17 protein-coding genes are annotated in these 19,627 nt (G+C 53.5%); 8 read left to right on the forward strand and 9 right to left on the reverse strand.

Translation table 11 applies throughout. From position 1 onward, the window contains the following. Positions 1-15 precede the first annotated feature (15 nt). Positions 16-1,248: a cytochrome P450 gene (locus DL239_RS07180; RefSeq protein WP_167683333.1), complete on the forward strand. Its 1,233-nt coding sequence runs from the start codon at positions 16-18 to the stop codon at positions 1,246-1,248. A gap of 30 nt (positions 1,249-1,278) precedes the next feature. On the opposite strand, the gene DL239_RS07185 is transcribed toward DL239_RS07180, so the two are convergent. Then, on the reverse strand, positions 1,279-1,893 hold the full coding sequence (locus DL239_RS07185; RefSeq protein WP_167683334.1) for a response regulator: 615 nt from the start codon (positions 1,891-1,893) through the stop codon (positions 1,279-1,281). A 345-nt stretch (positions 1,894-2,238) separates the two neighbouring features. Between DL239_RS07185 and DL239_RS07190 the strand changes: the two genes are divergently transcribed. Together DL239_RS07190 and DL239_RS07195 are read left to right on the forward strand one after the other, a co-directional pair. Next, positions 2,239-2,595, forward strand: a complete 357-nt coding sequence (locus DL239_RS07190) for a hypothetical protein (RefSeq protein WP_206188381.1) — start codon at positions 2,239-2,241, stop codon at positions 2,593-2,595. Positions 2,596-3,023: 428 nt separating this feature from the next. Then, a complete protein-coding gene (locus tag DL239_RS07195; protein ID WP_439650857.1) occupies positions 3,024-5,252 on the forward strand; it encodes a PAS domain-containing hybrid sensor histidine kinase/response regulator in 2,229 nt (742 codons plus the stop codon). Positions 5,253-5,281: 29 nt separating this feature from the next. Here DL239_RS07195 and DL239_RS07200 read toward each other — a convergent pair whose 3' ends face one another. Together DL239_RS07200 and gap are read right to left on the reverse strand one after the other, a co-directional pair. Then, on the reverse strand, positions 5,282-5,425 hold the full coding sequence (locus tag DL239_RS07200) for a hypothetical protein (protein WP_167683337.1): 144 nt from the start codon (positions 5,423-5,425) through the stop codon (positions 5,282-5,284). Between the two features lie 60 nt (positions 5,426-5,485). Next, positions 5,486-6,505: a type I glyceraldehyde-3-phosphate dehydrogenase gene (gene gap, locus DL239_RS07205; protein WP_167683338.1), complete on the reverse strand. Its 1,020-nt coding sequence runs from the start codon at positions 6,503-6,505 to the stop codon at positions 5,486-5,488. 229 nt (positions 6,506-6,734) lie between these two features. Between gap and DL239_RS07210 the strand changes: the two genes are divergently transcribed. Both DL239_RS07210 and DL239_RS07215 read left to right on the forward strand, forming a co-directional pair. Next, on the forward strand, positions 6,735-7,706 hold the full coding sequence (locus tag DL239_RS07210) for a DUF808 domain-containing protein (protein ID WP_167683339.1): 972 nt from the start codon (positions 6,735-6,737) through the stop codon (positions 7,704-7,706). Beyond that, positions 7,703-8,461: a Stf0 family sulfotransferase gene (locus DL239_RS07215; protein WP_167683340.1), complete on the forward strand. Its 759-nt coding sequence runs from the start codon at positions 7,703-7,705 to the stop codon at positions 8,459-8,461. Before DL239_RS07210 ends, DL239_RS07215 begins: the two co-directional genes overlap by 4 nt. 100 nt (positions 8,462-8,561) lie before the next feature. On the opposite strand, the gene tkt is transcribed toward DL239_RS07215, so the two are convergent. After that, positions 8,562-10,583 (reverse strand): transketolase, encoded by a 2,022-nt coding sequence (tkt, locus tag DL239_RS07220; RefSeq protein WP_167683449.1) that lies wholly within the window; start codon positions 10,581-10,583, stop codon positions 8,562-8,564. A gap of 238 nt (positions 10,584-10,821) precedes the next feature. Here tkt and DL239_RS07225 point away from each other — a divergent pair, with 238 nt between their 5' ends. The 3 genes from DL239_RS07225 to DL239_RS07235 are packed head-to-tail and all read left to right on the forward strand — an operon-like array spanning position 10,822 to position 12,421. Further along, entirely contained in the window at positions 10,822-11,694 is an 873-nt protein-coding gene (locus DL239_RS07225) for a colicin transporter (protein ID WP_167683341.1), read from the forward strand. Next, positions 11,694-12,089 (forward strand): cell division protein ZapA, encoded by a 396-nt coding sequence (locus tag DL239_RS07230; protein ID WP_167683342.1) that lies wholly within the window; start codon positions 11,694-11,696, stop codon positions 12,087-12,089. The genes DL239_RS07225 and DL239_RS07230 overlap by 1 nt, the downstream gene beginning before the upstream one ends. Beyond that, positions 12,089-12,421 carry an MliC family protein gene (locus DL239_RS07235; RefSeq protein ID WP_167683343.1) on the forward strand — a complete coding sequence of 111 codons (333 nt, stop codon included), beginning with the start codon at positions 12,089-12,091 and terminating at the stop codon, positions 12,419-12,421. Before DL239_RS07230 ends, DL239_RS07235 begins: the two co-directional genes overlap by 1 nt. 98 nt (positions 12,422-12,519) lie before the next feature. Here the strand turns inward: DL239_RS07235 and grxD are convergent, their stop codons facing one another. The 5 genes from grxD to DL239_RS07260 all read right to left on the reverse strand — a co-directional run bounded on the left by grxD (position 12,520) and on the right by DL239_RS07260 (position 19,499). After that, positions 12,520-12,882, reverse strand: coding sequence for a Grx4 family monothiol glutaredoxin (gene grxD / locus DL239_RS07240; RefSeq protein ID WP_167683344.1), 363 nt, complete (start codon positions 12,880-12,882; stop codon positions 12,520-12,522). Positions 12,883-13,166: 284 nt separating this feature from the next. After that, complete coding sequence (locus DL239_RS07245; protein ID WP_167683345.1) at positions 13,167-13,403, reverse strand: BolA/IbaG family iron-sulfur metabolism protein; 237 nt, start codon at positions 13,401-13,403, stop codon at positions 13,167-13,169. A gap of 118 nt (positions 13,404-13,521) precedes the next feature. Beyond that, positions 13,522-15,681: a phosphoribosylformylglycinamidine synthase subunit PurL gene (purL, locus tag DL239_RS07250; protein WP_167683346.1), complete on the reverse strand. Its 2,160-nt coding sequence runs from the start codon at positions 15,679-15,681 to the stop codon at positions 13,522-13,524. A gap of 297 nt (positions 15,682-15,978) precedes the next feature. Next, positions 15,979-17,163 carry a BamA/TamA family outer membrane protein gene (locus DL239_RS07255; protein WP_240931791.1) on the reverse strand — a complete coding sequence of 395 codons (1,185 nt, stop codon included), beginning with the start codon at positions 17,161-17,163 and terminating at the stop codon, positions 15,979-15,981. Positions 17,164-17,186: 23 nt separating this feature from the next. Then, positions 17,187-19,499, reverse strand: a complete 2,313-nt coding sequence (locus DL239_RS07260) for a mechanosensitive ion channel family protein (RefSeq protein ID WP_167683347.1) — start codon at positions 19,497-19,499, stop codon at positions 17,187-17,189. Positions 19,500-19,627: the final 128 nt, after the last annotated feature.

Genomic DNA, 19,627 nt, shown 5'->3' on the forward strand with positions numbered 1-19,627 from the left:
AATGAGGGGAAATTGATGTCAGCACAAGAACCGCTGCAAGCGAATGTGAACGTTGAAGGTTTCGATCTGGCAAACCCACCGCAAGGGTTTGTTGTGGATCCATTTCCCTACTATGATGCGCTTTTGGAAACCGCCCCGGTTTTGCGACAGCCAGATGGGTCCGTGATGCTGTGCCGTCACAGTGACTTGAACCGGATATACCGGGATACGACTTTGTACTCGTCGGATAAAAAGGCTGCGTTTGGGCCTAAGTTCGGGGTTGGCTCGCCGTTGTTTGAGCATCACACTACATCATTGGTGTTTTCTGATCCGCCATTGCATACGCGGGTGCGAAAGATCATGACCTCAGCGCTGGCGCCTCGTGCTCTTGCCCGGATGGAGCCGGGGTTGATCAAGACAGTCGATTATTTGCTCGATGAAATGGCGCAACTGGACCAAGTTGACCTGATCGAAGATTTCGCCTCGTCGATTCCAATCCAGATTATCGGCAACCTGCTGGATGTGCCCATGGAAGAACGAGGCCCGCTGCGGGATTGGTCCTTGGCCATCCTTGGCGCGTTGGAACCCTCGCTGACGGGCGAACAGCTGACCGCTGGACAAACTGCGGTTACAGAGTTCAAGGCCTATCTGACGGATCTAATAGCGCGCCGACGCGCGCAGCCGGGCGATTTGGAAAGTGATGTTCTGACTCGTTTGATCATGGGCGAGGGGGCCGATGGGTCGCTAAGCGAGATAGAATTGATCCAGAACTGTATCTTCATCCTGAACGCTGGCCATGAGACGACGACCAACCTGATCGGTAACGGATTGGCTTTATTGCAGGATCATCCTGATCAAAGAGAGCTATTGCTGAATTCACCTGAGTTGATCAAACCGGCCATAGAAGAGATGTTACGGTTCCGGTCCCCAAACCAGCTGGGAAACCGTGAAACTACGTCTGAGATAGAGATTGGCGGTCTGATCATTCCAAAGGGAACAAACCTCCACCTTGTTATCGGTGCTGCGAACCGCGACCCGGCTGTTTTTGACTCGCCACAAAGGTTTGATATCTCAAGGACCCCGAACCGACATCTGGCATTTGCCGGCGGGCCACATATATGCGTTGGTTTGACACTGGCCCGGATGGAAGGGTGGGTTGCGATTGGACGTTTTCTAGCGCGTTTCCCTGATTTCCAGATTTTACCGGGACGCATTGGCGGCGGTCGTATGCGGTTTCGCGGCTACGCAAAACTTCCCGCCGTTTTGTGATTGGTTGGGCAACAGCTGCTTAGAGGTGAGTTAGAACAAGCCAGCTTCTTTTGCAGTGATCGCAGCCTGTGTCCGGTTCTTTGCATCCATTTTGCGGCATAGCGTCCGCACATGCAGCTTAATGGTCACTTCCTGCAGCTCCAGATCGCGGGCGATTTCCTTGTTTGATTGACCGCGACAAAGACCACTTAGTACTTCCACTTCGCGCTGGCTCAGCTTTTCAATAAGAGGATGCACTTCCTCTGCCGGTTGCTCTCTGAGGAGCTCAACAGGAACGTAAACCTCTCCTGCGCTCATGAAGCGGACGGCGTTCAACAGTGACTTTGCGCCCATTGTCTTGGGGAGGTAACCGATGGCACCGGCGTCCAGTGCATCCTGAGCCGTGTGGGTGGGCGCGCTGCCGGACAGAATGGCTACGCCACCACCGCCGTTACTCTTAAGTGCGCGGGCTAGACCTTCGAGGCCAAACATGCCCGGCATGTTGTAATCCAGCAGGACAAGATCAAAGGGACCAACCTTGTCGATCTGATCAAGTGCATCTTTTAAGTTTACGGTTGATGTGACTTCTGCCCCACCTACAGAGTGCAGATAGGCGGATATGGTCTCGCGTACCATGTCGTGGTCGTCTGCAAGTAGTATACGCATGAAACTCACTTACTGGTTAAAGTTCTTCCTTTATTTATATAGCGGTAGACAGATCAATACCATCCAATTTTGCGAGAGCGAGAGCGATTTTTACTGCTAGCATGGCTTGCATCCTGCGAGTTTGGCATCCGGGCTTAGGTGAAGGATTGCCATTTAAGACCTGAAAACATTGGGTGTTTCATGAGTCGCTTTAGGTTGGTTGGGCTAACCTAAAGGTTAGTCAGCTATACTTTGGCTTTCGTGCGTTTTTTTTGGTTTTATGGCAAACTATCGGCGGGCGCCTACTCTTGGGCGACTTGCAAACTTCTTTTATCTCCAAAAAGATGTGCACAAATGACATGCTTAATGTTTCTTCTGCGCATACTGGTTGTTGCCTTGATACCAGCGAATGTTTTCGGCGAAAGTGGCGATCGTGATGCGGCTGTGATGTTGGAAGTTGACGTACTGAACTTTGATGGTCAGGCGAATAATTCTGTTCAGTTTAGGTTAGACGAATTGCGCGCAATGCCCGCGGCGCGTTTTGAGAGAGGAGCAATCCGGAACTTTGGTCCAAAGCACCTTAAGGGCGTTTCGTTCATAGAGTTGATGGGACAAGTGGGTGTTACAGATGGAACTCTGGTGGCCCAAAGAAGTGATAGATCCTCTGACGCAATTAACATGTTATTTGTGGCCGAAACTGAGGCCATAAGTTCCTATGAGTGAAATGGTGCAACGATGTCAGTACGAAATAACGGCCCGCTTGAAGTTGTGTATCCATTCGACGAATTTCAGATTCTCAAAAGAGATGTGCATTTTTCTAATGCTTTGTCACAGTCGGTAAGGACCGTAGTGGATCCCGAGAGATAAGAAAGGAATGTCATTTGAAGTCCAGGTCAACCACATTGGGCACAAGACGGGTGCTGACGTTGACGATTGCATTTCTTGCTGCTCTTGGGGTCTTGTCACTGGGACTTGGACGGATTGTCTTAAGCGAACTGGACAACATCGGCACCAAAGCCACCGATAGACTGACCTGGAACCTTGCTCTGGTTCAGATTTCGCACCTTCAAGTAAGGGAAATGGCCTACCGAGCTCAAGGAGGAGAAAACCTACATGTTTTTCGCCTCGAGTTTGGTATCTATTCCAGTCGCGTGGCTGCGTTGCGTGACAGTCCAAAGTTTGAAAAATTGCGAACAAATCAGCTTGTCGGTGAGAAGCTCATCCGTATTCAACGTCAGTTAGACTTTTTTACACCTTTAGTGGATGGACCGGATAAAGATCTGGTCCAATCACTGCCGGCGTTCATTGATGGATTGCAAAGAAATAACCGAGATGTACGTGATCTGGTGCGAATTGGATTGCAACTAGAGGCACAGTCCAGTGCCGACCACAAACACCAGGTGACCCTTACACTTAAGAGCCTTGGTTGGGTATTGGTGGCGCTGGTCATGGCGCTGGCATTTACGGCCCTCCTGATCCAGCGACTATTTTTTCGTACTTATGAATTATTGTCTGCACATCGGGCCACTGCAGAACGATTGCGCGTAATGGTATCCTCCTCCTTGGATGCCATTGTAATGGTGGATGTTAGGGGGGAAATTCTGAGTTTTAACGGTGCAGCTGAGGATATATTTGGCTTTACCAAAGAGGAAGTCGTTGGCAAGCGACTGAAAGACACGCTTATCCCGATCCATCACCATAAATTCACTGTGGATAACACGGTGAGCTTTTTGAAGTCAGGAGAAGGGAACCTCATAAACAAAGGGCCGGTTCTAAAAGAAGCCAAGCGAAAATCTGGGGAGGTTTTCCCAATTGAGCTTAATGTCTCATCGAGTCAGGATGGCGATAACATTGTTTTCGTTTGCTTCATGCGGGATGTAACTGACCGAATCAAAGGCGAGGAAGAACTGCGGCGTGCACGGGATGATGCGTTAGCAGGCGAACGGGTCAAAGAGAAACTTCTGACGGTTCTCAGCCATGAAATCAGAACGCCGTTGAATGGGATTCTTGGCTCGATTGAGTTGCTGGAGAATGCCGAGATGTTGTCTCAAGAGCAGAAGTACTTGCGAACAATGCGCGCATCAGGTGAGCTGTTGCTGCACCATGTGAACGAAGTGCTTGAAATGTCCCGGCTTGAAACGGGAACTGAATTCGAGAACTACGAGCCATTCGATTTGGATGAATTGCTGCAAGAGATCGTTGATTGTCATTTCTTCCCAGCAAAAGCTCGCGGCAACAAAATCCGTCTTCGGTGCCGGTTGCCCGGGGAAACCCACTGCGTCGGCAATCCTGAACGTATTCATCAGGTATTGATGCGGCTGCTTGCCAATGCTTTGAAGTTTACCGAAAACGGCGAGATCATGATTGATGTTGAACATCAGGCTGGCAAAGACGAGGTGGAGTTTCGTGTTTGTGATACTGGCGAGGGAATTGCGGACGAAGATCTTGAACGGATTTTCGAGGATTTTGTTACTCTCGACACAAGCTATAGCCGCAAGCGTGAGGGGACCGGACTTGGTCTCGCTATTACCCGCCGTGTTGTTGAACAGATGGGTGGTGAACTGAACGTTGAGAGTGAACTGGGCGAGGGCAGTATCTTCTGGTTCACCTTGTCTCTGCCTCTGGTGACACAGCCCCAGACTACGAAAGCAATAGCATCAGCCGACGTTCCTAGGCCCATTCATATATTAATCGTCGAGGATAACGACATCAATCGGATGCTTTTGGAAAAACTGCTTCAGCGGCAAGGGCACCGTGTAACTTGCGCCGTCGGCGGAGCTGAGGGCGTTGAGGCGGTTGAGAAAGAGCGCTTTGATCTGGTTATAATGGATATCAGTATGCCGGGTATGGATGGCATCGAAGCCCTGCGCCAGATCCGAACTAGACGACTGGCCGAAGGTGTTGAAATCGTTGCCCTTACTGCCCATGCAGCTGGCGATGATCAGAAACGAATTCTGGAGGCTGGATTTACGGAAATCCTGATCAAACCTGCGACTCAGGCAGAGCTGGCGCGGGTAATTGCGGCCTATACTGGTCAGAATAAGACGATCAACATACCCCAGGAAAACTCTGATATCCAACAGTTTATTGAAGCCTTGGGGGATGAGAAAGCACGCGGTTACTTAGGGAATTTCTGTACTGAAGTTATTCAGTTAAAGCAGGACCTAAGCAGTCATGGACAGGTTAGCAAAGAACATCAAAGTGAGGCTCATCGTCTTGCCGGTTCGGCTGCGGTTTTAGGGCTGGCGACCCTTCGGACCTGTATGCAAGACATCGAATCTGCCGAGCTTGAAAGTGATCCACCGTTGATTGCTTTGGCAGAGGCCTGGACTGAAGCTAGCGAAATCTTGGCGCCGCATCTGGATAGCAGCCAGCAATAGCTCAGTTTGGTGTCAGCATGCGCTTTGCGCTAGCGCCAGAAGGCGATCCAGTCGATCAACTCAAACAGTTTCTTACCTAGAAAGACCAGATGGTTCGTTCCAAATAGGGCGACATCAACGGCCAGTAACGCAATAATTAGCAGACCAAGCCCAATTGCAATTTTGGTAGTCATATCGCCTCATCAAGAAATACACCCGGTCAGATATGCCTGACCGGGCGAAGTATCTCAAGCTTAAGCAGCTTTTGACATGGCCGAGAGGCGTCCCATGGCGACAGATACGTCTGCCATACGGACAGAGAAGCCCCATTCATTGTCATACCAGGCTAGTACACGAACCAAACGGTTGCCAACAACACGGGTCTGTTCTGGCGCAAAGATCGAGCTTTCTGGCGACTGATTGAAGTCAGTGGAAACCAGCGGCGCAGCTTCATAGCCAACGACACGCGCCATCGAACCTTCGGATGCTTCACGCATGACCGCATTGACCTGTTCAACGGTAACATCGCGCGAGGCGATGAAAGTCAGGTCAACGGCAGATACGTTCGGCGTAGGAACCCGCATGGCAGATCCGTCCAGACGGCCCTTCAGGTTTGGCAAAACCTCACCCAGTGCTTTGGCGGCACCAGTTGACGTTGGGATGATCGACATCGCGGCTGCGCGGGCGCGGTACAGGTCATTGTGGCGGCGGTCCAGGGTTGGCTGGTCACCAGTATAGGCGTGAATGGTGGTCATCTGACCATGTTCAATGCCGATGCCATCGTCCAGTGCCTTGGCCAGTGGAGCCAGACAGTTGGTGGTGCACGATCCGTTCGAGATCATGGTGTCTGTAGCGCGCAGTTCGTTGTCGTTGACACCATACACAATCGTACGGTCGATGTTTTTACCGGGGGCTGACAACAGAACCTTTTTGGCACCACGCTCAAGATGCGCCTTGGCTTTGTTACCGTCGTTGAACTGGCCCGTGCATTCCAGAACAACATCACAGCCGTCCCAGTCCAGCTCGTTCATGTTGTAGGTCGAGAACATCTGCATGTCGCCGCGACCCAGGTTCATGGTGCCATCGCCAAGTTTAACTTCGCCGGGGAAACGACCATGAACAGAATCATACTTCAGCAGATGGGCTGCGGTTTCCAGTGGTCCAGTGGCGTTCACCTTAACCACTTCGATGTCGTCTCGACCCGAGGCCGCGATATGTGACAGGGTGCAGCGGCCAATACGGCCAAATCCATTGATCCCGACTTTGATGGTCATGTGTGTCTCTCCAATCGCGCAGTTCTTAACGAGGATATAAAGCGGAGAGGGTGAGTTCGAAAGGGAGAAAACGGATATAATTCCATACTGTTAGCGCAAAAAGATCGTGTTAGCGATAACGAGTAATGGTTAAAAGGTTAACGAGAGAAGGCGGTTGCGCTAACGCTTGTTCACCACGTGATATCGGTTAAGTTAGTCGCCAATTAGATTGCGTACGAAGGATTTTGGAATGAGCGGATTGCTGGCACTGTTGGATGATGTGGCTGGGATTGCCAAGGTCGCGGCGGCTTCGGTTGATGATGTGGCGGCGCAGGCTCTCAAAGCCGGATCCAAGGCTGCTGGTGCATTGATCGACGATGCCGCCGTGACGCCCAAATATCTGCATGGGTTCGCCGCTAGCCGCGAATTGCCGGTGATCTGGAAGATCACCAAGGGCTCGCTCAAGAACAAATTGCTGTTCCTTCTGCCCATCGGCCTGTTGCTGGCCAACTTTGCCCCTTGGATGATTCCGCCGCTGTTGATGCTGGGTGGGGCCTATCTGTGTTTTGAGGGTGCCGAGAAGATCTATCATCTGTTGGTGCCTCATGACACCAGCCACGTATTCAAAGAGGATGAACCGGGTGATCCGGCACATCTGGAAGAGAAGAAAGCGTCCGGGGCCATCAAGACCGACTTTATCTTGTCGGCTGAAATCATGACTATCGCGCTAGCCGAAATTCCGGATAGCAACATCTGGATGGAGGCAGCAACGTTGGCAATGGTCGCTGTAGGTATTACAGTTGCCGTCTATGGTTCAGTCGCGTTGATCGTTAAAGCGGACGATGTGGGCCTGTATATGACCCAGAACGGCAAGTTTGGCGTAACCCGCAATCTAGGCCGTGGGCTGGTACGGATGATGCCGAAGTTCATGCAGCTGTTGATGATTGTCGGAACAGCCGCAATGCTGTGGGTTGGCGGATCTATCGTCATCCACGGGGCTGAGCAGATGGGCTTTGGCTGGCTGGGCCATCATATCCATGATTGGGCCTATGCGGTGGGGCACATGGTGCCCGAAGCATGGCTGGGTATCACCGAGTGGTTTGCCAAGGCAGCAATGGACGGCGTGTTTGGACTGGCGCTGGGGTTTGCTTTGATCCCGGTGGCGACCAAGGTGATTGCGCCGGTTGTTGGGATGTTCGGTGGCGAGAAAGCAGGCCATTGAGCCTGTTTCAGTCCTACGTGATTTGCACCAGTCCTCGTAGTGGCAGTACGCTTTTATGTCGGCTTTTGCGCGAGTCTGGTGTGGTTGGACGCCCGGGTTCTCATTTTCATGAACCTTCCATCGAAAAATGGCTTGGCTATTACGGATTTCGAAAAAGCCAGTTCTGCACTCGCAAGCAAGCTCTGACAGCTGTATTTCAATCGGCATTCGAACACGGGAAAGGTGAGAGTAACACCTTTGGACTGCGTTTGCAGCGCCATAGCTTTAGCTATTTCACGGAGCAACTGGGTATCCTTCACCCATCGCTTCCCGACGATAAATCTCGCATTGAAGCGGTCTTTGGCAACACGCTCTTTGTCCATCTCACTCGTGAAGATAAGTTGGATCAGGCCATTTCCTACGTCAAAGCTAAACAGACAGGTCTGTGGCACATGGCACCCGATGGGACAGAGATAGAGCGCTTGTCGGAACCAAATGAGCCGATTTACGATAGTGTGGCGATTTCTGCACAGCTTGATCTGTTTGAGAAAATGGAAGCAGAGTGGAAGGAGTGGTTTAACAGGGAATGCATAGACTCGCTTACAATCACTTATGACGAGTTGTCTGCCGCCCCGTATGAGATCCTCGCAAGGGTTCTGAAGGCGCTTGGTTCGGAATACGAGCCAAGCGGAGAGATCACACCTCCTACAGCAAAGCTAGCAGATGTGATCAACCAGGAGTGGGCAGAAAAATTTCGATCAGAAGCACGACGTTGACACCTTAATGCATTGGCAGGTTAGTCCGCACAGGAGTCTTTGAAGAAAGAAAAGGGCACCCTATTGGGTGCCCCTCATAGTTCGTAGATAAAGGTGGGTCTTAGCCCAATAGATCTTTGACCTTAGCCACAGTTGCATCCGCAGTGATGCCGAACTTCTCGTACAGCTCACCAGCTGGGGCCGAGGCACCAAAGCTGTCCATGCCAACAAACGCAGCTTTCTTGTCCTGGCCACGCTCGCCCATCAACCAGCGATCCCAGCCGCCAGCGCGAACTGCGGCTTCGATGCCAACACGGACCGGACCAGCAGGCAGAACCTTGCGGCGATAGGCTTCGTCTTGCTCAGCAAACAGTTCCATACAGGGCATAGACACAACGCGGGTGCCGATACCTTCGGCTTCCAGCTTGGCCTTGGCCTCCATCGCGATGGCGACTTCGGAACCAGTGGCGATTAAGATCACCTGACGCTTGGCCTCGGCGTCAGCCAGAACATAGGCACCTTTGGCGGTCAGGTTGTTCAGCTTATGCTCTGTCCGAACGGTTGGCAGGCCCTGACGGGTCAATGACAGTACCGAAGGGGTTTCCTTGGCGGACAGGGCAATTTCCCAGGACTCGGCCGTTTCAACCGCATCGGCAGGACGGAACACATAGGTGTTCGGGGTCGCGCGGCAGATTGCCAAGTGTTCAACCGGCTGGTGAGTTGGGCCATCTTCGCCAACACCAATCGAGTCGTGGGTCATAACGAACACCGATGGCATCTTCATCAGCGCAGCCAGACGCATGGACGGGCGTGCATAGTCGGTGAAACAGAAGAAAGTGCCCGAGTAGGGGCGAATGCCGCCGTGCAGAGCCATACCGTTCATCGCAGCGGCCATACCGTGCTCGCGGATACCCCAATAGACAAAACGACCCTTACGGTTGTCGGTGTCAAACACACCCATGTCGCCAGTCTTGGTCAGGTTCGATCCAGTCAGGTCAGCAGAGCCACCAACGGTTTCCGGCATGATCGGGTTGATCACGGCCAGAGCCATTTCCGACGCCTTACGTGTGGCAACCTTTGGCTGGTCTTCGCTAACCTGCTTTTTCAGGGCTTTGACAACAGCCGACAGTTTCTTTGGAGCGTCCAGTGCGTAGGCACGGTTGAACCGATCCTGCTTCTGCTTGGAAACCTCGGCAAAGCGGCCTTCCCATTCGGCGCGATCTGCAGCGCCACGGCTACCGATGGCTTCCCACTGGGATTTGATGTCGGCAGGGACTTCGAATGGACCACCGGTCCAGCCATAGGCCTCTTTGGCGGCCTTCATCTGGTCGGCGTCGGTCAGTGCGCCGTGACCCTTGGAAGTGTCCTGCGCCGCGTGACCCAGCGCGATGTGTGTCGCGCAGGCAATCATCGAAGGCTTCTTGGATTTCTTGGCGGCAGTGATAGCTTCGTCGATGGCCTGTGGATCGTGGCCGTCGATTTCGATGACCTGCCAGCCAGACGCCCGGAAACGCTTTACCTGATCGGTGCGGTCGGACAATTCAACAGTACCGTCGATTGTGATGTTGTTGTTGTCCCAGAACAGGATCAGTTTGCCTAGCGAGTGACGCCCGGCCAAACCGATGGCTTCTTGGCTGATACCTTCCATCAGGCAACCGTCGCCGGCCATGACATAGGTGTGGTGGTCAACAATCTTGCGTCCGTACTGGGCGCGCTGCATTTCTTCGGCCATGGCGAAACCCACGGCATTGGCCAGACCCTGTCCCAGCGGGCCAGTGGTGGTTTCCACGGCGTCCAGCAGGAAGTTTTCGGGGTGACCAGCGGTCAAGGCGCCCATCTGGCGGAAGTTTTTGATCTGATCCAGCGTGACCTGCGCATCGCCACACAAGTGCAACAGCGAATAGATCAGCATCGAGCCATGACCCGCAGACAGGATGAACCGGTCGCGGTCAGGCCACTGAGGGGCAGCTGCATCAAATTTTAGATGCTTTTCAAACAAGACGGTAGCGACATCAGCCATGCCCATCGGCATGCCAGAGTGGCCCGAATTGGCAGCGGCAACAGCGTCTAGGGTCAGGGCGCGGATCGCGGCGGCCTTGGACCAATGTTCAGGGTTTGCAGTACGCAGGGCAGTCAGGTCCACAGGGTCATTCCTTTGGGTTTTCACGCAGATACTGGGCTGAATAGCAGCGATTTGGCAAAGATCAAGTATTGCTGGGCGTTACATCGCTGGTTGAGGTCAAGATTGGCTTGCAAGTGGTTGAAAGCAAACATGGGGTAATTTACTCCTGCTTTGAGTATGCTGGCACGAACCGAGACACAGGTGCGATTCGTTTGTAGTGTCGGGTTTGGATAGAAGATGCGGATGGTGAGGAACGGGCATGAGTCAAATCGAGGAATTGCAAAGCCGTATAACGGCCGCGATGGACAGGATCGGGACCGGGTTAAGCGCTCTTGAGGCGGCAAAGGATACGGCTTCACAAGGCGATCTGGCACAGGAACTCGACGACGAGAAAACTGCGAATGCCCAGCTTGAGGAACGCTTGAAAACGCTCAAGGCCCAACTGGCGGCTGTCCCAGAGCCTGTGGATAATTCTCAAGAAATGGCTGCGTTGCAATCCGAAGTCGAAATGCTGCGCAATGAAGTTGGCAACACCGAAGAGAAAGATGCTCTGAAAGCCGAAGTCGCACGTCTGACCTCTGAACTGGAAGCAGCGGGTAACACCGCTGCAATGCAGGTAGAAGGCAAGGCAGCTCTAGAGGCCGAAGTTGCCGAGCTGAAATCGGACATCACCGCACTGGAAACGAAAGTTGCCGAGACCGCGGAAACGCCGGTTGATACAGGCGCGATAGACGCGTTGACCGCTGAAGTCGATGGCTTGAAGGCGCAATTGCAAACGACGCAGGGGGAACTGGACCAGGCGAAAGCCGAAGCAGCCCAAACGGCGGCGGAGCCTGTCGCGGACAATAGCGAGGAGCTGGAGCGCCAGAATGAGATGTTGGTTCGGTTGGATACAGAGCTACAGCAATTGCGTCATGCAAATGAAAGCCTTCGGAGCGCCAATACCGCACTGCGAGATGCCAATGCCGCCGGCGTTGGCGATGCCGAATTGATCAACTCTGCGATGCAGGCTGAAATCGAAGGTCTTCGTGCCGCGCAGGCAAGTGATCAGGCTCAGGTCAATGCTGTCTTGGCCAAGCTGGAGCCTCTGTTAGCCAATGCGCGTAATCTACCAGAAGGGGAGGAAGTCTGATGCCCGAACTTACAATTCATATCGGTGGTCGCGCTTTTGAGGTCTCCTGTCAGGATGGCGAGCAGAGTTATTTGCAATCTGCGGCCAAAATGCTGGATGACGAGGCACAGGTGCTATCGGATCAAATCGGACGTATGCCAGAGGCACGGATGTTGCTGATGGCTGGCCTGTTGCTGGCGGATAAAACCGCAGCTGTTGAGGATCGAATTAAAGTCGTCGAGGCTGATCTGGCTGCGCGTGAAGCAGAACTGGCCGATCTGCGGGCTGCTCCGGCGCCCGAGCCTGAGCGCATCGAGGTTCCAGTTGTGCCGCCACAAGTGACCGAAACGCTGGCTGAATTGGCTGCGCGGGCCGAAGCAATGGCGGCTCAAGTTGAAGAGAAGGCGTCCGAGTAATGAGACGATGTGTCACCGGTGGAGCGCTCATGGCGATTGCCTGTGCAAATCCTCTGCTGGCTGACACGCGTTTTCAGGAATTCTCTTACGGCTGTGAACGCGGCGCCACTGTTGTGGCGACTTATGTCAATTCTGAAAGCCTCTCTGCAGTGGTCTTGCTGGTGGAGGGACAGACCGTCGCCCTGACGGCGGGGCCAACTGGTTCAGGAGTTCGGTATTCTGCCGGGCCGAATGACGGCTATGTCTGGCATACAAAAGGGGACGAGGCAGTCCTGTTTTGGCAGGATGCAGGTGAACAGGATACCATCTACCAATCCTGTCTAACACGCTGATTTTTAATGTGGGCTGACATCTAAAACACCGACGCCAATGCGAAAAGGGCTGCCCGGCAGAAAACTGAGCAGCCCTTTTCTTGTGTACTTATATCAGTTTAGCCGTTGGCTTCGCGGATCTTGTTAGATGCGTCTTTGTCATACGCGATGCCGTTTTCGTCAAACATGCCGTCCAACTCGCCGGACAGGGTCATTTCAACAATGATGTCGCAACCGCCGACAAACTCACCTTTGACATACAGCTGAGGAATAGTCGGCCAGTCAGAGTAGTCTTTGATGCCCTGCCGGATGTCTTCATCGGCCAATACATTGACGTCAGTGTAGTCGATGCCGATGTAGTTCAGCACGCCTGCAACCTTGGACGAGAAGCCACACTGCGGCATGTCCTTGGTGCCCTTCATGTAAAGCACCACGTCGTTGGCTTTGACGGTTTCATCGATGCGGGTCTTTGCGTCAGTCATGTCGCGTTTCCTTAATTCGGTGCGCCGACAGTGGCGCGTTATTTCATCATACAGCGGTTTTTGCCCCAGTAGGTTTTTGCCAACCGCTCATATTTTCTCGTGGGTCCTATTGACCACTTTCGTATCGGTGCCTTCTTGTCCTAGCTCAACCTTTTCCGTCATTACGCGCGGTTTGGGTTAAAACTTGGACAGTGGCTGCCGACGATTGCGCTTTAGATAGGCTTCGATGGCAATCGCTGCAACCACTAGCGCGATAACACCGCTAAGGATCCAGGACGCTACTGTCATTCAGGCGCTTTGGTGGTCAGTCCCAATGCGTGGATTTCGCCGTTGGAGCCGTCCATTTTGCCCTTCAGTGCTGCCATTACAGCACGTTGCTGTTGAACGCGGTTCTTGCCACGAAAGCTCTCGTCGATCACTTCGGCAGAGAAATGAACACCATCATCTCCCATTACAGTGATCTTGGCATTGGGGAAGCTCTCGCGGATCAGCGCTTCGATGTCTGAGGCTAGCATGGCCATTGGGGTCGTCTCCTGTCTCTTTGCCTATGATGTAGATGCACAGGGGCAGGGCTGCAAGGGGAAGAACCGACCGTCACAAAGTGAGGGTCGGTTCAAAGTTATTTAGGATGATTGTCTATTAGGCGATCGAAGCGGCAAAGCTACTGCGATAGATAGAGGCCAGCTCTTCCAAAGACGCCTCTGAAGCGCCGAATCTGACCGCGTCACCGGTAAAGCGACCGACTGTGGCAATTGCTACGCCAGCCTGACCGGCCTCTAGCAGCAGGGCCTCGGCCTGGTCAAAGTTACAAGCCACTAGGTAGCGCGCCTGATCTTCGCCAAACAGTTCAGCGGTGCTGCTGGCGTCAATCTGTACGCCAACACCACCTTCTTCGGCCATTTCAAAGGCTGCCAGTGCTAGGCCACCATCGCTAAGGTCTGTACAGGCCTTGATCAGTTCCCGATTGGCACGGATGAATTCACCGTTGAGTTTTTCGGTTGCCAGATCCACCTGAGGCGCGTCGCCATCTTCACGGTTAAACTGCTCTGCCAGCAGGGCAGACTGACCAAGGTGGCCAGCAGTTTCACCAACCAACAGGGCAATGTGGCCATCACGTGCTTCACCAATGATGGGCTCCTCACCAGCCTCAACCAGTCCAACAGCGCCGATTGTTGGTGTCGGCAGGATGCCCTGGCCGTCAGTTTCATTGTATAGCGATACGTTGCCCGACACGATCGGCATGTCCAGAGCGGCAACCGCTGCGCCAATACCTTCGAGGGCGCCAACGAACTGGCCCATGATTTCGGGCTTTTCTGGGTTGCCGAAGTTCAGGTTGTCGGTTGTTGCCAATGGCTTGGCGCCAACAGCCGTCAGATTGCGATAAGCCTCGGCAACGGCCTGTTTGCCACCTTCAACTGGGTTGGCCTTAACGTAACGCGGGGTCACGTCCGAGGTGAACGCCAGTTTCTTGTCTGTGCCATGCACGCGGATCAAGCCTGATCCAGCACCGGGGCGGCGGGTGGTGTCGCCCATTACTGTGGTGTCATACTGCTCGTAGACCCACTGCTTAGCGGCATAGTTCGGCGACGAAATCAGTGCTTTCAGACCTTCAATCGGATCTACCTCAGGAGCGTCAGTCAGCGGCGCAGCTGCCGGGGTAGGGACCCAAGGGCGGTCATATTCAGGGGCTGAACCAGCCAGTGTTGCCAGCGGCAGGTCTGCTTTGACCTCGCCGTTGTGCAGGATCAGGAACCGGTCTTCGGCGATGGTTTCACCCACGATGGCAAAATCCAGATCCCATTTCACAAATACAGCGCGGGCTTCGGCTTCCAGCTCAGGGTTAAGAACCATCAGCATGCGTTCCTGAGATTCCGACAGCATCATCTCATAGGCTGTCATGTTCTCTTCGCGCTGTGGTACGTCTTCGAGGTTCAGTTTAACGCCCAGCTTGCCCTTGTCGCCCATTTCCACTGCGGAACAGGTCAGACCAGCAGCGCCCATATCTTGGATCGAGATCACGGCACCGGTGCCCATCAGCTCTAGCGTGGCTTCCATCAGGCGTTTTTCGGTGAAGGGGTCACCAACCTGAACAGTTGGGCGCTTTTCTTCGATAGTGTCGTCAAATTCAGCCGAGGCCATGGTTGCACCACCAACACCGTCGCGGCCAGTTTTGGCGCCTAGGTAGACAACCGGCATGCCGATGCCAGACGCAGCTGAATAGAAGATCTTGTCGCTGTCAGCCAGGCCCGCCGCAAAGGCATTGACCAGGCAGTTGCCGTTATATGCCGGGTGGAACCGTACTTCGCCACCAACGCAGGGCACGCCAAAGCAGTTGCCGTATCCGCCAACACCTTCAACGACACCGTTAACCAGCTGAGTGGTCTTGTGATGCGCAGGCTCGCCGAACGACAGCGAGTTCATCGAAGCAATGGGGCGTGCGCCCATAGTGAATACGTCGCGCAGAATGCCGCCAACCCCGGTTGCCGCGCCCTGATAGGGCTCGATGTAGCTAGGGTGGTTGTGGCTTTCCATTTTGAACACCACACACTGACCATCGCCGATGTCCACGATGCCGGCGTTTTCACCAGGGCCGCAGATGACTTGGGGGCCTTCGGTTGGCAAAGTGCGCAGCCATTTCTTGGATGATTTGTAAGAACAGTGCTCGTTCCACATAGCCGAGAAAATGCCAAGCTCGGTATAGGTGGGCTCACGGCCCATGATTTCCAGGATGCGCTCGTATTCGTCTGGGCTCAATCCGTGGCTTTCAATCAGTTCGGATGTGATAGCTGGTTCCTGCATCGATCATTTGTCCCCGGATGGCTGGATTTGGCGCCTTTTAGGCCAAGCTGGCCGCAGTGGGAAGGGAAAAGCGGAAATTCCCGTTTCAGCACCTGCCATTTCTAGAGCTCAGTGCATGAAATATCCGGAAATTGGCAACTCCCGCCCGTCTCTGGGTATCATAGATACCCGTTCCCGTTGGGCGTAGCGCCGCGCAAAGCGCGGCGCTACGCCCAAGTCGGCAAGGAGGATTGGCTTTGCCAATGCTGTGCGCAGGCGCGGGAGTTTTTCGAGAAGGGTTTTAGTGGCAGTGCGCCGTCAGAAACGTTGTCCGACATAGATATAGATTTGGTCATCGCCCAAATTGTTGTGGCTTATGTCTACGGAAAAATCGACCGGGAACTTTTTGGATACACGGTACCTAACACCAATTCCGACTGCGCTATGGCTGCCGTCGTTACCTAGCGAACCAAGATCTTCACCGGTCCATCCGATGCCGCCAAAAGCAACGCCCCCCCAACGGGCTCCAAATCTTTGCCGGTATTCCGCCTGTAGCGATGTGGATCGAAGGTCAAGGAATTGAGTAGAGTTGAACCCCCGCATATTGTCTGTAGCCCCGATTGAACACTGGTCGAAGAACGGGGTCTCGTCTGTTGCCGCGCAGGCGACGCCGCGAAAGGCCACGGTCTTGTCCGTCCCGAGGGGGTGGTAGAGGTCGTAGATGACATGAGCTTTATCATAGCTGGCTCTGTCCCTGCCTAAGAAAAAGCCTCGGGTTGCCTCGGCGGTCAGGCGGGATCCGTCTGTGGGATAATCACTGTTATCGCGGCGATCCCAGTCGGCGCTAAAGCCCGCAGTGATGATTTCTAGTTTCAAGTCCGGAGAATACTCTGGAGGTATAATGGACCCACCGGAGCCATCCAGGGAAACGGAAGTATTCACATATCGAAAGACACCACCAAACGACAGATCCTCGGTGGCACCGTAGGCCAGATTGAAACGTGCCAGGTCGCCATCCTGATGTACGGGAACAGCAATGTTATCAGTGTACAGATCATATCGAACATCAGCCTTGCCAGCAAAAAAGTTTGCCAGCCATCGGTTGTTGTTAAAGGCTAGGTTGGTCATCAGCCCGACGGCCTGACTTCCGTTGTCAGAACGCATGGCGCCAATCCCAATGACTGAAGTTTTTGAGTCGGGATCATTTTTGAACAGGTAGCCTGCGCCAAGGGCCAGCCCCGAGCCAATTGTTGGGTTGGAAAACGGAACCGGTGCGACAATCACTGAACCGTTGCTAAAACCAAAGCTGGTCTCTTTTCCAGCGGTTTCAACGTGACCCATTTGCCGGTGAACGTCGTCTGCGCCAACGGCCAGCGCTGCCTGAGGCGTAAGACCGCACGAAAATGCCAAAGTGACAGCGCGAAAGAGGCCACTTTGCATGTGTGTCAGGCGCGAATATCCAAACGCGCCTGACAGGAATGACGAGGAAATATGATCAGTCATGTTCCACTCAGTGTTGGTCAAGTTTATTTTGCTTTCTTAGCTGCGTCAGCTTCAGCTTGTTTGGCTTCAACTTGCTGCTGAACGGCTGCACCTGCGGCAGCAGCAATCGCGGTCTTGTCTGCTTCGTTCAGGTTCTCAACCTCTTCTCCACCGGGAAGAGCAACGCGGACTTCGCGACGGGCAAATTCGATACCATTGGCGTCGAATTCTTTGCGAACCCGGTTGTAGATTTCCTTGCGGATTGTGAACTGCGTGCCAGGCTTGGCCATAAACTTACCGCGCATGACGATACCAACATCGTCAAACTGGAACACACCTTGGCTTTTGAACGGTTCAAGGAAGTCGTCCTTGAACAACGGTTCTTGCATCATCTCGGCACCGATCTTCTTAAAGATCTTTTTGACCTTGTTAGGGTCAGTGTCAAAGGGAACAGTGAACATCAGCTTCATGATCACCCAGTCACGGCTAAAGTTTGTCAGCTTGGGGATTTCGCCATAGGGAATGGTGTGCACCAAGCCTCGGTGGTGACGCAGTTGCATAGAGCGGATTGAGATTTTCTCGACTGTTCCCATGGTTCCGCTAACCTCGACATATTCGCCAACGCGGAAGGCGTCGTCGATCAGGAAGAACACGCCTGACACCACATCAGTCACCAATTTCTGTGCACCAAAGCCGATAGCTAAGCCCAAGATACCAGCACCAGCGAGAAGCGGTGTGATGTCGATGCCAAGACTGCCAACGGCCAGTAGGCCAAAGATCACGATAATCCCAGTTTGAGCACTGACCAGCGCCAGCGGCAGAACTGTGGTTAATCGAGACCCACCTGCGCCACCACCTTCGCCACCGCCAAGATCACCTTCGACTGCGGTGACGGATGTTTGCTCCTTGGCGAGCTTGCGGTTCACATAAAGCGAGACCAATTCGTAGATCACGTAGCCGGTGGCAATGGTCATGGTGAACTCAACAAAATTGGTGGCGAACCGCTCACCAACACCAGCAGCCGCCAGGTTGCGAAGGTCAAACTGCCAAGCATCGGCAACGCGCAGGATCACAAATAGGCCAGCAACGACGCGGCCAATTTTGATATAGCTGCGCTTGGTTGCCTTATAGGCGGCCTCGGCCACGGGGCCTTCGCCGATCATTGGAGGCAACAGGTGACGGACCAGACCACGGATCGCAGTGTCAATTGCTGGGGCAAGCAGCAGCCAGAACATGGTCGTGTAGTGTGGTGCGGTTAGCAGCAACTTGAATTGCTGATGACCGGCAAGGATCTGGACAATTATCCAGGTCACAGCCGCAACGCCAACGGCGAAAAACGGGTAGGCCCAGGCGACCCATTCGTCAAATCGGCTGCGGTCGGGATCTGTTCCCAACATCATATCGGATAGGCCCTGTCGTGCGGTCCAGAAAACCAGCGCCACATAAATGTGCACGGCAGTGTTCAGCCAGAATGAAACGCGTGTTTCGAAGATGGTGACACCATTGCGGGCATCAAATCCTACTAGGAAAAGAGTAAAGCCACCTAGCAGCACCAGACCAATCAGGTTGCGGTGCAGAAAACCTGCCCAGTGGTCGTCGACATTGACCAGCCGTAAGTCAGACCGGTGCGGTGCAAGTACAAAGCGGGACAGGGCGGCGCCAAGGCGCGGGAACCAAATCAGATAGGTGACAAAAGGTGCGGCAAACGCCAATTGGGCTGGGTTAAGTAGCGCAAGGCCAACGGTGCGCAGTGCAAAGTAAAATGCGACAAGCCCTAAAATATCTCGGCCAAATCGGCGCGTTAGGAAGCTAAGCGCAGTCCAAAGGTTGGCGTCTTCGGCTGCCGTTTCAGCGCCCTGCCAGCGACGGGTCAACAGGTTGGTGACCATTTCTGCTGCTATGCCCGCTGCAATGGCAATGCCCATGAACGCAAACAGTTTTAGCAGACCTTGGTTGCCAAACGATGCACGGAAGTTTGAAAGTGCTTCGCCATGTTTTGAAAAAAGAACTGGAAGCTTGCTAACAGCGTCTACTGTTGGTGAGTAGAAGGCCACCCAGGTTTCCTGCAGGGTTGTGAGCAAGCCCTTGCCGTTTTCTGCTTTCGTCTGAGCCGCGGCGACAGCGTCTAATCGGTCAAGCAATAGGCCGCGAACCTGATCGTCTGACATGCGGGCGACCATCTCATGGATCGCTTCTGGAGTTAACGTATCGGGTAACGCGACAGCTTCAGATGTGTCCCCGGTAGAGGGAACCATTGGGTTTTGAGCGGCAAGGGGCGTCGACAAGCCCAGCGCCATCAAAGTGACAATTCCAATGATTTTAATTATCCGAGCAAAAGGCCTTGATACAGTTTTCATTCTGTCCTCTTGGAATACAGCACTCAGGTCAAAATAGGTGAACGATTGAGCCTGTGGGCTGTGTAAAAAACAATTATTGAGTGTTGCCGCCACTTTGCTGGAAATTACTTGATAGGAAAAGCAAAAAA

This window comes from Parasedimentitalea denitrificans (assembly GCF_011813015.1).
GTDB classification, from domain to species: Bacteria; Pseudomonadota; Alphaproteobacteria; order Rhodobacterales; family Rhodobacteraceae; genus Parasedimentitalea; species Parasedimentitalea denitrificans.

Bases quoted from the DNA above. Each gene is read 5' to 3' on its own strand.
- DL239_RS07190 (WP_206188381.1), top strand. From the start codon at position 2,239: ATGTTTCTTCTGCGCATACTGGTTGTTGCCTTGATACCAGCGAATGTT.
- DL239_RS07255 (WP_240931791.1), bottom strand. From the start codon at position 17,163: ATGACTGATCATATTTCCTCGTCATTCCTGTCAGGCGCGTTTGGATAT.
- DL239_RS07210 (WP_167683339.1), top strand. From the start codon at position 6,735: ATGAGCGGATTGCTGGCACTGTTGGATGATGTGGCTGGGATTGCCAAG.
- DL239_RS07235 (WP_167683343.1), top strand. From the start codon at position 12,089: ATGAGACGATGTGTCACCGGTGGAGCGCTCATGGCGATTGCCTGTGCA.
- gap (WP_167683338.1), bottom strand. From the start codon at position 6,505: ATGACCATCAAAGTCGGGATCAATGGATTTGGCCGTATTGGCCGCTGC.
- DL239_RS07200 (WP_167683337.1), bottom strand. From the start codon at position 5,425: ATGACTACCAAAATTGCAATTGGGCTTGGTCTGCTAATTATTGCGTTA.
- DL239_RS07260 (WP_167683347.1), bottom strand. From the start codon at position 19,499: ATGAAAACTGTATCAAGGCCTTTTGCTCGGATAATTAAAATCATTGGA.
- purL (WP_167683346.1), bottom strand. From the start codon at position 15,681: ATGCAGGAACCAGCTATCACATCCGAACTGATTGAAAGCCACGGATTG.
- DL239_RS07230 (WP_167683342.1), top strand. From the start codon at position 11,694: ATGCCCGAACTTACAATTCATATCGGTGGTCGCGCTTTTGAGGTCTCC.
- DL239_RS07180 (WP_167683333.1), top strand. From the start codon at position 16: ATGTCAGCACAAGAACCGCTGCAAGCGAATGTGAACGTTGAAGGTTTC.
- DL239_RS07245 (WP_167683345.1), bottom strand. From the start codon at position 13,403: ATGGCCATGCTAGCCTCAGACATCGAAGCGCTGATCCGCGAGAGCTTC.
- grxD (WP_167683344.1), bottom strand. From the start codon at position 12,882: ATGACTGACGCAAAGACCCGCATCGATGAAACCGTCAAAGCCAACGAC.
- DL239_RS07225 (WP_167683341.1), top strand. From the start codon at position 10,822: ATGAGTCAAATCGAGGAATTGCAAAGCCGTATAACGGCCGCGATGGAC.
- DL239_RS07185 (WP_167683334.1), bottom strand. From the start codon at position 1,893: ATGCGTATACTACTTGCAGACGACCACGACATGGTACGCGAGACCATA.